This is a genomic window from Haloactinospora alba (assembly GCF_006717075.1).
GTDB classification, from domain to species: Bacteria; Actinomycetota; Actinomycetes; order Streptosporangiales; family Streptosporangiaceae; genus Haloactinospora; species Haloactinospora alba.
The window spans coordinates 420,358-432,779 of record NZ_VFQC01000002.1; the positions used below are offsets into that span (position 1 = coordinate 420,358).

13 protein-coding genes and 1 tRNA gene are annotated in these 12,422 nt (G+C 70.3%); 9 read left to right on the forward strand and 5 right to left on the reverse strand.

Going from position 1 to position 12,422, the window contains the following annotated elements; translation table 11 throughout:
- Nucleotides 1-185: 185 nt before the first annotated feature.
- Nucleotides 186-947, reverse strand: a complete 762-nt coding sequence (locus FHX37_RS19540) for an FhaA domain-containing protein (protein ID WP_246062448.1) — start codon at nt 945-947, stop codon at nt 186-188.
- Nucleotides 948-1,215: 268 nt separating this feature from the next.
- On the opposite strand from FHX37_RS19540, the gene FHX37_RS19545 reads away from it, so the two are divergent.
- Nucleotides 1,216-1,298: transfer RNA gene (locus FHX37_RS19545), tRNA-Leu, on the forward strand.
- Between the two features lie 134 nt (nt 1,299-1,432).
- Nucleotides 1,433-2,041, forward strand: coding sequence for a TenA family protein (locus FHX37_RS19550; protein WP_141925668.1), 609 nt, complete (start codon nt 1,433-1,435; stop codon nt 2,039-2,041).
- 31 nt (nt 2,042-2,072) lie between these two features.
- Here the strand turns inward: FHX37_RS19550 and FHX37_RS19555 are convergent, their stop codons facing one another.
- Both FHX37_RS19555 and FHX37_RS19560 read right to left on the reverse strand, forming a co-directional pair.
- Nucleotides 2,073-3,305: an MFS transporter gene (locus FHX37_RS19555; protein ID WP_141925669.1), complete on the reverse strand. Its 1,233-nt coding sequence runs from the start codon at nt 3,303-3,305 to the stop codon at nt 2,073-2,075.
- 203 nt (nt 3,306-3,508) lie between these two features.
- Complete coding sequence (locus FHX37_RS19560) at nt 3,509-4,063, reverse strand: SSI family serine proteinase inhibitor (RefSeq protein WP_141925670.1); 555 nt, start codon at nt 4,061-4,063, stop codon at nt 3,509-3,511.
- An 83-nt stretch (nt 4,064-4,146) separates the two neighbouring features.
- Between FHX37_RS19560 and FHX37_RS19565 the strand changes: the two genes are divergently transcribed.
- The 7 genes from FHX37_RS19565 to serS all read left to right on the forward strand — a co-directional run bounded on the left by FHX37_RS19565 (nt 4,147) and on the right by serS (nt 10,485).
- The gene (locus FHX37_RS19565) at nt 4,147-4,479 is read left to right on the forward strand and encodes a rhodanese-like domain-containing protein (RefSeq protein WP_141925671.1); all 333 of its coding nucleotides are present in this window, start codon (nt 4,147-4,149) and stop codon (nt 4,477-4,479) included.
- 201 nt (nt 4,480-4,680) lie between these two features.
- A complete protein-coding gene (locus tag FHX37_RS19570) occupies nt 4,681-6,201 on the forward strand; it encodes a sensor histidine kinase (RefSeq protein ID WP_246062449.1) in 1,521 nt (506 codons plus the stop codon).
- A 163-nt stretch (nt 6,202-6,364) separates the two neighbouring features.
- On the forward strand, nt 6,365-6,898 hold the full coding sequence (locus FHX37_RS19575; protein ID WP_394344521.1) for an ATP-binding protein: 534 nt from the start codon (nt 6,365-6,367) through the stop codon (nt 6,896-6,898).
- Nucleotides 6,899-7,039: 141 nt separating this feature from the next.
- Complete coding sequence (locus tag FHX37_RS19580; protein ID WP_141925672.1) at nt 7,040-7,396, forward strand: STAS domain-containing protein; 357 nt, start codon at nt 7,040-7,042, stop codon at nt 7,394-7,396.
- Nucleotides 7,397-7,572: 176 nt separating this feature from the next.
- Nucleotides 7,573-8,034, forward strand: coding sequence for a DUF4446 family protein (locus FHX37_RS19585; RefSeq protein WP_211351988.1), 462 nt, complete (start codon nt 7,573-7,575; stop codon nt 8,032-8,034).
- 213 nt (nt 8,035-8,247) lie between these two features.
- Entirely contained in the window at nt 8,248-9,183 is a 936-nt protein-coding gene (gene pheA, locus FHX37_RS19590) for a prephenate dehydratase (protein ID WP_141925673.1), read from the forward strand.
- 30 nt (nt 9,184-9,213) lie between these two features.
- Nucleotides 9,214-10,485, forward strand: a complete 1,272-nt coding sequence (gene serS / locus FHX37_RS19595; protein WP_141925674.1) for a serine--tRNA ligase — start codon at nt 9,214-9,216, stop codon at nt 10,483-10,485.
- Between the two features lie 36 nt (nt 10,486-10,521).
- On the opposite strand, the gene FHX37_RS19600 is transcribed toward serS, so the two are convergent.
- Nucleotides 10,522-11,043, reverse strand: coding sequence for a bacterial proteasome activator family protein (locus FHX37_RS19600; protein WP_141925675.1), 522 nt, complete (start codon nt 11,041-11,043; stop codon nt 10,522-10,524).
- Nucleotides 11,044-11,072: 29 nt separating this feature from the next.
- Nucleotides 11,073-12,065 carry an NAD(P)H-quinone oxidoreductase gene (locus FHX37_RS19605; protein ID WP_141925676.1) on the reverse strand — a complete coding sequence of 331 codons (993 nt, stop codon included), beginning with the start codon at nt 12,063-12,065 and terminating at the stop codon, nt 11,073-11,075.
- Between the last annotated feature and the right edge of the window lie 357 nt (nt 12,066-12,422).

Consider the following 12,422-nt stretch of genomic DNA (forward strand, 5'->3'; position numbering starts at 1 on the left):
TGGCGTCGAACCTAGGGGATCACGCCGGAAAAGCCCAATACACCCTGTTGGGGCGATCATTCTGCCCCATCGGTGGGCTCTTCGCGAGGGTCCGGCCGCCGCGTCCACAAGCGGCTGGGGCCTCTCCGGAAACCCCGCGGCCCTCTCTGGGACGTACGCGAGGTGCCACCGGTTGCATGGCCGCGTCAGTCACGTCGGAACGTCATCGTGGTCCGTCCGAGGCTGATCCTGGTCCCGTCCACCAGGCGCACCCGCTGGACCTGCTCGCCGTTGACGAAGGTGCCGTTGGTGGAGCCGAGGTCGACCAGGGAGGCATCGTTGTCCTCCACCCGGATCTCGGCGTGGTGGCGGGAGACCCCGTTGTCCACGAGCCGCAGGTCGCAGTCGGTGCCGCGTCCCAGCAGCGTCACCTGGGTGTTGAGCTCGAACGCCTGCTGCTGGCCGTGGCTCGCGGTGGCGCCCTCCGTCGTCGCTCCCCCGGGCGAGATCAGCAGTCGCGGCTGGCCCGGGACGCTCTGCTCACCGCGCGGCTGGTCGCTCACGGGTTGCCTGATCTCGCCGCTCTCCACCGTGGAGCCGCGGATGACCCCCGAACGGATACGGAACCGCCCGGTCTGCAGACCCTCCTCGGCCTGGAAGTGGACGCGGACCGGGCCCACGAACGAGTACCCCTGCTCCGTCGCGTAGTCCCGGGCGAGCTTGGACAGCTCCTGCCCGAGGCTGTCCGCGTAGACCTCCAGTCGTTCCCGGTCCTCCCCGGAGAGCTCCACAACGAAGTCGTTGGGGACCAGTGTCCGCCCCTGTGCGACGATCGCCGCGCGTTCGTCCATCTCCCGCTGGACAGCGCTCGCGACCTCGACGGGCTGAAGCTCCGATTTGAAGGCCCGCGCGAAGGTGCCTTCGATGATGCCTTCAAGCCGTCGCTCGAAGCGTTGGAGCACTCCCACGAGGTACCTCCCTTGCGTCCACTCTGGTGTACAGCCGATCGTAACCGCGTCGTAGCACCCGTGGTTTCATGTACGCCTCCATCGAGGGTCCGGTCGGTGCCGCCTCGGCCCTCCGTGTCGGTCGCCGCTCGGGTGGGGGTGGCAACCGAAACGGTGCGCGAACGGGTCCGCATGCGTGTTACTGTTGTGTGTGTCGCCGGGCGGAAGGGCCGGGAACAGCGTACCGGCACCGGTTCGTCGCTTCGGACGACTGAGGCGCATGTCACTCGGGCGGGTGGCGGAAAGGTAGACGCGCACGGTTCAGGTCCGTGTGTCCGCAAGGACATGAGGGTTCAAATCCCTCCTCGCCCACACAGAGGACCGGTTTCGGCCGGTTCCCGGCGGATGTGAACTCCCGCCCCCGTCCGGGGCGGGAGTTTTTTCGTGTGCGCTCCCCGAGGGGCACCCCCTGCGGTGCGTGGTGTGACATCTGCCACGGTGGTGGGGTGAAACTGAGTGAACACCTGCACGAGGCCGGCTGGCCGCTGGTACGCGAACAGCTCGCCCACCCCACCGTGGCCGGAATCGCCTCGGGGCGACTGGACGAGGGCGTGTTCCGTTCCTGGCTGGAACAGGACTACCTCTACCTGCGCGACTACGTCCGCGTCTTCTCCCGGTTGGCGTGGCAGGCGCCGGAGCACCACGTGGGAGAGCTCGTCGACCTCGCCCATTCCACCCTGCACGAGGAACTGGAACTGCACCGCTCCCTGGCCGCGGAGTTCGGCGCCGACCTCGAGGGGGCGGTGAAGGGCCCCGCCTGCGCCGCCTACACCTCGTGGCTCCTGGACGCGGCGGCCGACTACGGCGAGGGGCTGGCGGCCATGTACCCCTGTATGTGGGGCTACTCCACGCTGGGATCCGAACTCGCCGAGTACTCCCCTCCCGACCCGCGGTACCGGAAGTGGATCGCGACCTACGCGGACGCGGGGTTCGCGGAACTGACCCGCCGGTGCGCGCGGATGCTCGACGAGGCCGGCCCGCCGGAGGAACGGGCGCGGGAGCTGTTCCTGCAGGGCATGCGGCACGAACTGGCGTTCTGGACCGTGCCCGGCTAGGACGGGCCGTGCCCGTGGCGGCCGACCGCGGTCAGGCGGCCGCCACGGGGGCCGGCTCCTCGTGTTCGGCTGGTACCTCGGATCCGGGCTGTGGAGTTTCCACCGCCGCCTGGACCGGGCGGCCGCGGCGTTCGAGCACGCCCGAGGCGCCCGCCAGCCCCAGCCCCACGACGGCGAGGCCCGCGCCCGTGAGACTCGGTGCGGTCAGCCCGTAGCCGGCCGCGATGACCGCGCCGCCGAGCCAGGCACCCGCCGCGTTGGCGACGTTCAACGCCGCGTGGTTCAGGCCGGCCGCCAGCGAGGGAGCGTCGGCCGCGGCGTTCATCAGCCGCATCTGCAACGCCGGGACCAGCGCGTTGCTCGCGAAACCCAGCAGGAACATCAGCACCACGGCGGCGAGCTTGAACTGCACCAGCGCGAACACCGCGAGCAGGGTCAGCGCGATGGTTCCCAGACCGAGGTAGATGCTGGGAAGGAGCGCCCGGTCGGCGGCGCGCCCGCCGACCAGCATTCCCGCGGTCATGCCGGCTCCGTAGACGGCCAGCATCACCGGTACCGCGGCCGCGCTGAATCCGGTGACGTCGGTCATGATCGGGGAGATGTAGCTGTAGGTGGCGAACATCCCTCCGCAGCCGACGGCGCCGATCGCCAGGGCGAGCCACACCTGGCCCCGGGCGAGCGCGCCCAGTTCCGAACGCATCGAGGATTCCGCCCGTGTCTGCTGGTCCGGGACCAGCCGCGCGAGGGCGAACAGCGTCAACGCGCCGAATCCGGCGATGAGCAGGAAGGTGCTGCGCCATCCCAGTGCTTGGGCGGCGAACGTGGCGGCCGGGACGCCGACGACGTTGGCGACGCTGAGTCCGACCAGCATCAGCGAGATGGCCCGGGCCCGTTTGGTGACGGGAACGAGCGAGGCGGCCACGATGGCTCCGGTCCCGAAGAACGCGCCGTGCGGCAGGGCGGTGAGGACGCGGGAGGCCAGTAGGAACTCGAAGGACGGTGCGAGGGCCGAGGCGAGGTTGCCCACGGTGAACACCGCTGTCAGCGCGAGAAGCATCCGTTTGCGGTCGAGCCGGGTTCCCACCGCGGTGAGCAGCGGTACACCGATCACGACCCCGATGGCGTAACCAGAGATCATGTGCCCGGCGGCCGGGATGGACACACCGAACGTCCGGGCTACGTCGGGCAGGATTCCCATCGCGACGAACTCGGTGGTGCCGATGCTGAAAGCGCCGATCGCCAGGGCGAGCAAAGCAAGGGGCAACAACGCTCCAAAGACGGTCGTACAGAACCCCAAAGGGCGGACAACAGCCACCGACAACGCGATGGGGCGGCCGGTGTCATTCCGCGCGACCGTCCTTGTTGGTGTGAAACGCCTCTCCCCGTGCTCGGCCGCCTGGCACTGCGGGACGCGGGGGTCCGTGGCGTCGCTCACGTCCGCCGGCGGACACCGGCGGACGTGCGGCCTCACGGCTCCAGGACCGGACCGAGGTTCTCGTAGCGCTCCATCTCACAACCGCCGGACTTGTTGAATTCGGTGTCGATCTCGGTTCCGTCCATCGTGCCGCTCACCTCCGCGGCCTCGGGGCCGCCGTGGATGTGCGTGCAGGGCTGGTCCTCCGGTACCTCCGCGAACGCCTCAGGGGACAACTCGGCCAGTTCCTCGCAGGCGGCCGCGCTGTCGGGGTGGTCGCCGCCGGCGGGCCCGCACGTGAGTGTCCACTCGGCCCCGGAGCGGTCGCCGCCGGTAACGGTGATGGTCAACCGCGTTTCGGGATCGTCGGGGGCGTCCGTGGGCGGTGTTCCGTCGCCGGCGGATGAGGTGGTGTCGTCGGTGGGCGCCGGTGCTGTCGGGGAGTCGCTGGTGGAGGGGGACGGCTCGGTGGTGCTGTGTGTCGGTGAGACGCTGTCGTCGGATGCGGGGGACGCGGGTTCGCCGCCGGCGCAGGCCGCGGTGGCGGACAGCGCCAGAGCGAGTGGTGCCATGCGGGTCAGTACCGTCGCTGAAGTGCGCGTGCGCATACCCTGTTTGACGCGGGAAACGGCTTGTGGGTTCCCGAGGGATGACGACAACGGCACGCGACGTCACGCTGAGAGGTTTTCGATTGTTTGCTGAGAGTGCGCCGGCTGTCGAGGTCAGCGCGGTTCCGTCGGAGGCGTACCTGCTCGATGTCCGGGAACAGGACGAGTGGACGGCCGGTCACGCGCCGCGGGCCGTGCACATGCCGTTGCACGAGCTCAGGCAGCGCGCGGGTGAGGTCCCCTCCGACCGGCAGGTCTATGTCGTGTGCCGCTCCGGCGGCCGTTCGGCCCAGGCGGTGCAGGCGCTCAACGAGGCGGGGTGGCAGGCGGTGAACGTTTCCGGCGGTATGCAGGCGTGGAACGTCGCCGGATACGACATGGTCAGCGAGAGCGGTTCCGAGCCGCGGGTCATCTGAGCGGCGGGACGTTTCCGCCCCGGATCACGCGAAGCGCGCGTTGGCGGGACGGCGCCGGCGGTGTCGCGGGAAGCGGCAGCGTCGCGGAACGTTGCGGCCCGGACGGGCATCGAAACGGGCGATGGCTGGAGGCCGCGGGTGCCGGGGACGACACGCGGGTGTCCGCCGGGCGCTGCCGGTGCGACCGCCGGTCGAGCGAGCGTGCTGTACGCCGATGAGGAGGCGGAGGTCCAGGGCCGGATGACGGAGCGTGCACGACTGGTGCGTCGGCTCACCGAGGTTGTCGCCGACATCAACGCGGATTTCGACCTGCAGGCGGTCCTGGACCGGATCACGGGCAGCCTGACCGAACTGACGGGCGCGGACGCCGGGGGGTTCGTGCTCATCGAGGACGACCGGCTGCGGCTGGTCAGTATCACGCGCCTCTCCGACCACCTGCGGGGCTACAGCGCGCCGCTGGAGTCCAGCCTCTTCGGGGAGCTGCTGCGCAGCGGGAGGACGGTCCTGCTCGCGACCGACGAGACGCGGAGCCTCGACGACCTGATCTGGGCGGAGCTGCAGGGACTGCACACCATCGCGCTGGGGGTGTCCAACGTGCGGGGGCGCCCCTACGGCGCGTTGTACGCCCTCTACAGCAGCCGTACCGTCGACCACCTCGAGCTGGAGCTGTTGGAACTGCTCGCCGCGCACGCCGGGGTGGCGCTCGGTAACGCGATGGCCTACCAGGAGATCGTCCGCCAGCGGGCGCACGAACACGTCGTGGTCGACTCCAGCGCCGACGGTATCGCTGTCGTGGACGCCGCGGGGCGGATCCGGAAGTGGAACCAGTCGGCGGCCGAGCTGACGGGCTACCTGGCCGCCGACGTCGTCGGGCGGCCGGCACCGTTCCCGCTCCCGGCGCGGCAGGGGCAGCACATCCGGCACCGGATCGGTTCCGGGCGCTGGCTGGAGATCCTCTGCACGGCCGTCGCGGAGACGGGCGAGCACGTGGTGGATTTCCGGGACGTCTCGGACGCCAAGGCGCTGGAGGAGGAGAAGGACCTGTTCCTCACCACGGTCGGCCACGAGTTGCGCACTCCCATCACCGCTGTCCAGGGGTTCGCGAGCACGTTGATGCAGCGTTGGGAGCAGCTGGGGGAGCAGGGGAGGCGTTCGGCGGTCGCGACGATCGCGGAGCGCTCGGCGACACTGTCCCACCTGGTGGAGAACCTGTTGCTGGGGTCGGACGCCGGTATCCGCGGTCTGGCGGCCAGTGTCGGGCCGTTCGACCTGGGGCGGCAGCTGCGGGAGACGGCGGGGGCGTTCCAGTGGTCCGGTAGGGACGACAACCCCTGGCTGGAGGTTCCGGAACGGTTGCCGTGGGTGGTGGGGGACCCCGTGGCTACCGATGTCGTGCTGGGCCAGCTGCTGGAGAACGCGTTCAAGTACTCCCCCGGAGGGGGGCAGGTGGCCGTACGTGCCGTTGCGGAGGAGGAGCACGTCGCGGTCACGGTCGAGGACGAGGGGATCGGGATCCCGGCCGGGGACGAGGAGCGTGTCTTCGGCCGGTTCGTGCAGGGGGAGGCCGGGGATCGGCGCCGGTTCGGCGGTATCGGGCTGGGGCTCTACATCGTGCGTCAGCTCGCACGGGCCCAGGGGGGCGAGGTGACGGCCCACTCGCGGGAGCCGGGGACGTTGATGCGGTTCGTGCTGCGGCGCGCGGCGGAGCCCTCAACCATGTGACAAAGGTGTGCGACGTGGCCACATCCGGCCAAATTGGACAAAACTGACATTTTTGTGTCAGAGGGTGTTTCTCGGCCACACGCTCCGGGCATTCCGGACCTGGCGGATTCCCATGCTCGGAGGTCCGCCGACGGGTAGGGAAACCGGCTTCCGGGGAACGGAGATGCGAGTGTCCAGGGATGTACTGCTGCCGTACGCGCTGTCCAGCGTCACCAGCGCGCGCCAGCGCCTCCGTTCCGACCTGTGCGCTTCCGGTTTCACCAGGGAGAGTGTGGATGACGCCCTGCTCGTGCTCAGCGAACTGCTGAGCAACGCGTTGCGGCACGCGTTCCCTCTTCCCGCTCCGTTCCCCGCCGACTCCGTCCATGTCGCGTGGTCGGTGCGCACCGCCGGCGGCCCGGGGGGCACGGCGGTTCCCGGTGTGGAGATCTCGGTGCGGGACGGCAAGGGCGCGACCCTGCCCGGGGTCGGCCATCCCGCGAGCGCGGCCGTGCACGGCCGCGGGCTGGGAATCGTGCGCAGTGTCGCGACCAAGTGGGGGACGGAGACCGACCACGGGACCACCACGGTCTGGGCGGCACTGGAGATGGCGACCGCGGGAGCGGACGGGGCGCACGCTGCTGCGCCCGCCGGGGGCGGCGCCGACGCGGAGCGGGCGGTCCTTTCCGCCGCGCGGTCCGGCACCGGGTCGGGGTGAGCTTCCCCTCCGCGGCGCCGGAGCTCGTCCGTCGCGGGCGCAGCAGCGCTCGCCCCGCGCGGAGGGGCCCACGGGTCTGTTCCTGGAAAATGCCCCTGTCGCGGTGGCTTGTTGTGGTGCACAACAGCTAAAGTCGCAGGTGTGGAGTTGAAGATATCAAATCAGTCTCACGCGGGTGAATCAATAGTCACAATTCGCGGGGAGATTGACCTCTATACGGCACCGCAGCTACACAGCGAGCTCACGGACGCGCTCAGCGACGGAACCCACCGTCTCGTCGTGGACATGTCACGGGTGGAATTCTGCGACTCCACCGGAATGAGCACGCTGCTGTCGGCTATGAAACGCGCACGGGAGAACGGTGGGGACCTCGAACTCGCGGCACTCACCCCGGCGGTGCGAAAGGTCGTGGATGTGACGGGACTCAACGCCGTCTTCACCATCGTCGACTCGGTCGCGGAACGCACCGGAACAGCGGGCTCACCCACCTCGGCCTGACCCGCGGCCGCGCCTGGCGGCTCTCCGTCCGGAGCAGAGGCCCCGGCACGGCGGCTCGACCCCACCATGGCGGGATGTCGGTATTTCGCCGGAACAGAGCACCTTTCTCACGGCACCATGCCGAGTGTCGCGAGACGTGAGCGCAGTGTGATTACTAGGCTCGACGTGTGCTGACTATGATCGTGGCCGTGCTCGGCGCGCTGGCGGGAGCGGGAGGTCTGGCCCTCGGTGGGTACGCACTCCACCGGTGCCGTAGGGCCACCGCCGAGTCGTGCGCCCTGACGGACCAGACACTGCCGGAGAACGGCGGCATCGACACCCGGGCCATCCGCGACGTCGCCGTGGTGCGCTACGACGCCCTGGCGGAGTTGTCCGGGGCCCGGTCCTTCTCCCTGGCGTTGCTCAACGCGGTGGGGGACGGTGTCGTTGTCACCGCCATCAACGGGAGGGCCGACTCCCGCAGCTATGCCAAGACCATCGAACGGGGCCGTGCGCAGGAGAGCCTCTCCCCGGAGGAGTACCGGGCCATCCGGAACGCGCGCCTGGGACACGGGCCGGGGGAGAGCTGCCTCACCGAGCCGGTAACGGAGCCCGAGGACACGAACACCCAGGACAGCGCGTCCTTCGGGAGCGAGTGACCCGCCTGGCCGCGTTCCCGTCCTCCTCGGCGGAGGATCCGCTCTGCCTCCCTCCTCGGTCGTACCAAGCGGCCCTGGAGCGGAGCTCGTGACGAACAGCGCCCATCGGACAGGCCCTGGCGCCCCGAGCCGTACGGCAACACGGAATCCGTCGCAGCGCACGGTGCCGCCGTGACGGGAACGGTCCCGGCGGTGGGTATAGCCTGGGGTTGTATGCCTAACCGTTACGCCTACCTCGGCCCGGCGGGGACGTTCACCGAAGCCGCGCTCCGGACTCTGGAACCGGACGCGCCGGCGGAGGCGCTCGTCCCGTGCTCCGGTGTGGACGCGGTCTTCGCGGAGGTGCGCAGCGCTGGGGTGGACGGCGGGGTCGTGCCGCTGGAGAACTCCGTCGAGGGCGGGGTGACCGCCACCCTGGCCGAGCTCATCAACGGGGAGCCGTTGCTGGTCACCGCGGAGACGGCGATCCCGGTGGCGTTCACCCTGTTCGCGCGACCCGGTACGAGCCTTTCCGACGTGAAACGGGTCGCCACGCATCCGCACGCGCTGGCGCAGTGCCGCGGCTGGATGACGCGCAACCTCCCCGACGCGGAAGCGTGCGCCCTCGCCTCGACCGCGGCCGCCGCGCAGGCCGTCGCGGAACCGGGGTCCGCCTACGACGCGGCGATCGCCGCCGGTATCGCCGGGGAACGCTACGGCCTGTCCCCGCTGGCCGAGGGCATAGCGGACCGCTCGGACGCCGCCACCCGGTTCGTTCGCATCACCAGGCCGGGGCCGCTTCCCGCGCCGACCGGCCACGACTGCACCTCCCTGGTGGCGTTCCCCCACGACGACCGTCCCGGCGCCCTCATGGAGCTGCTCAACCAGTTCGCGGTGCGGGGCGTGAATCTCACCCGGTTGGAGTCCCGCCCGACCGGCGACGGGTTGGGACGCTACTGTTTCTGCATCGACGCGGACGGGCACGTGTCCGACCCCCATGTCGGCGAGGCGCTGATGGGGCTGCGCCGGATCTGCGCGGACGTCCGTTTCCTGGGGAGCTTCCCCCGCTCCGGAAGTCCCGCCGTGACCCCGCTGCGCGGTACCACCGCCCCCGACTTCCCGGCGGCGGAACGCTGGTTGGAACGGATACGTTCCGGCGAGGTGGCCTGACGGGTATCCAACACCGGTAACCTGCGAAGCGTGATCGACCTTCGTGCTCTGCGAGACAACCCGGAACGGTTCCGCGCGTCGCAGCGGATCCGCGGCGAGGATGAAACCGTCATCGACCGGCTGCTGGACGTCGACTCCCGCCGCCGTAGCGCGCTGTCGCTCTTCGAGACGAAACGCGCGGAACAGAAGAACGTCGGCAAGGAGGTCTCCCGCGCCTCCCCGGAGGAGCGGGACGAGCTGCTGGCGCGGGCCAAGAGCCTCTCCGATGAGGTGAAAACGGCCGAAGCCGACGAGCAGCGCCTCAGGGCCGAGCTGGACGAGCTCCTGGCCACCGTCCCCAACCTCGTCGCCGAGGGGGTCCCGGAGGGCGGTGTGGACGACGTCGTCGTCATGGACCAGGTCGGGACGCCGCGCGAGTTCGACTTCACCCCGCGCGACCACCTGGAACTGGGCGAGGCGCTGGGCGCCATCGATACGGATCGCGGCGCCAAGGTCTCCGGTGCGCGGTTCTACTTCCTCACCGGGGTCGGCGCCATGCTGGAGCTGGGGCTGCTGAACATGGCCATGCAGCAGGCCACCGCCAGCGGCTTCACCCCGATGGTCCCGCCCGTGCTGGTGAAACCGGAGGCCATGGAGGGCACCGGTTTCCTCGGCGCCCACTCCGACGAGGTGTACCACCTTCCGGACGACGAGCTGTACCTGGTGGGCACGTCCGAGGTTCCGCTCGCCGGATACCACTCGGGGGAGATCCTCGCCCCGGAGGACCTACCGAAACGCTACTCGGGCTGGTCGTCGTGCTTCCGCAGGGAGGCCGGCTCCTATGGCAAGGACACCCGGGGGATCATCCGGGTGCACCAGTTCAACAAGGTCGAGATGTTCGTCTACGCCCACCCCGACCACGCGGCCGAGGAGCACCTGCGGCTGCTGGCGTGGGAGCGGGCGATGCTGGACAAGCTCGAGCTTCCCTACCGGGTGGTGGACATCCCGGGCGCCGACCTCGGAACGAGTGCCGCGCGCAAGTACGACTGCGAGGCCTGGATCCCGACGCAGGGGCGCTACCGGGAGCTGACCTCCACGTCCAACTGCACCGACTTCCAGGCCCGCAGACTGAACATCCGTTACCGCGCCGAGGAGGACAAGCCGAGGTTCGCCGCGACGCTGAACGGGACACTGGCCACCACGCGCTGGATCGTCGCCATCCTGGAGAACCACCAGCAGGCCGACGGTTCGGTCGTGGTGCCGGAAGCGCTGCGTCCCTACGTCGGCCGTGAGGTGCTCTCCCCGGGCGCCGCCGCGGGCTGACGGCGCGACGCCGCCGGACACCCGGCCCCGCCGCGGTCACAGGTACGGGCCCGACCCCGAGGTGTAACCCGTCGTTCCCTGGCCCTCCTGCGGATCCGGCACCCCGGAGGGCAGGGCGTTGCGTACGTTCTCCAGCTGGGCCTGGGCCGCCATCTGCTGGGCGTAGAGCGTCGTCTGGATGCCGTGGAACAACCCTTCCAGCCACCCCACCAGCTGGGCCTGGGCCACCCGCAGCTCCGGCTCGGTCGGGGTGGACTCGTCCGTGAGCGGCAGGGCGAGCCGTTCCAGCTCCTCGACGAGCTCGGGTGCCAGCCCGTCCTCGAGTTCCCGGACCGAGTTGCTGTGGATCTCCCGGAGCCGCGCGCGGCCGGCCTCGTCCAGCGGGGCCGCCTTCACCTCCTCGAGGAGCTGGCGGATCATGCTGCCGATACGCATGACCTTGGCGGGCTGCTCCACCATGTCGCTGAGCGGGGTCTCGTGCTGTTCCGGGGTTTCCTGCTCGTCGCCGGAACCCACGATCAGAAGCGGCTGTTCCCCCGTGCTGGGTTCGTTGCTCAACGGTCTCCTACCTACGGTTCCCGGGGTCCCTACCGGGACGCCACGGTGAGTGCGATCTTCCCGACGTGCCCGCTCGACTCCATGGCATGGTGCGCGGCGGCCGCCTCGGTGAGGGGGAACGTGCGGTCCACCACGGGACGCAGCGTGCCGTCCTCCACCAGTGGCCACACGTTGGCGACCACCCCGGAGACGATACGTTCCTTCTCGTCGACCGGGCGGGACCTCAGCGAGGTGGCCTGGACGGACAGCCGCTTGACCAGCATGCGCCCGAGGTCCAGTTCCGCGCTGCGGCCGCCCATCAGTCCGATGATGGTCAGCCTGCCGCCGGTGGCGAGTGAGCGGAGGTTGGCGTCCAGGTACGAGCCACCCATGATGTCCAGGACGACGTCGGCACCCCGCCCGTCGGTCTCTTCTCTGACGCGGCTGGGGAAGTCCTCCTCACGGTAGTTGATGCCGACGTCGGCGCCCAGCTCGCGGCACCGCGCGAGCTTCTCCGCGCTGCCGGCGGTCGCGATGACGTGCGCGCCGCGGGCGCGGGCGAGCTGGATGGTGAAGGTGCCGATTCCGCTCCCGCCCCCGTGCACGAGGAGGGTCTCGCCGGAGGAGAGCCCGCCCGCCTGGAACACGGTGGACCACACGGTGCAGGAGACCTCCGGTAGCGTCGCCGCCTCGACCATACCGACACCCTCGGGGATCGGCAGGAGCTGTCCGGCGGGAACCGCGACGCGCTGGGCGTATCCCCCGCCGCTGAGCAGTGCGCACACCGCGTCCCCCACCGACCAGCCGTAGTCCTGGGTTCCGGGGCCGAGCGCCGAGATCCTTCCGGAGCATTCCAGACCGGGGTACTCGGAGGCTCCCGGCGGGGGCGGGTAGTTGCCCTGGCGTTGGTTGAGGTCGGCCCGGTTGACCGCCGTGGCCGCGACGTCGACGAGGATCTCCCCGGGGCCGGGTACGGGGTCGGGGACGTCGGTCGGGACGAGGACGTCGGGATCACCGGGTTCGTTGATGACGATTGCGCGCATGGGAAGAACGCTACCGCTGTTGGCGGGGCGAGGTGTGTGGTGCCGCGCGGCTGGGTCCGTCGGCGGCGGGGTGTCCGTGCGGGGACTGGTTCCCCGGTCCCCCGAGGCGGCGCTCCGCTCCACGCCGGGAACGGCGGCGTTCTCCGGTGCGCCACCAGAAGTCCCCTGGACATCCCGCTGGGGGGAACGGTGTTTTTACGTCCCCTCGCTCCACCTTGCAGAATGGTGGGTATGCGGACTGCGTGCATGTGTCGGGCCCGCCCGGTATCCGGGCGGCGGGCGGTGTCGGACCGCACGTTCGCAGGTGCGCGCCCGTTGCGGCTCGCGGTGTCGCACCACCAGCGTCGCGCCCACCGC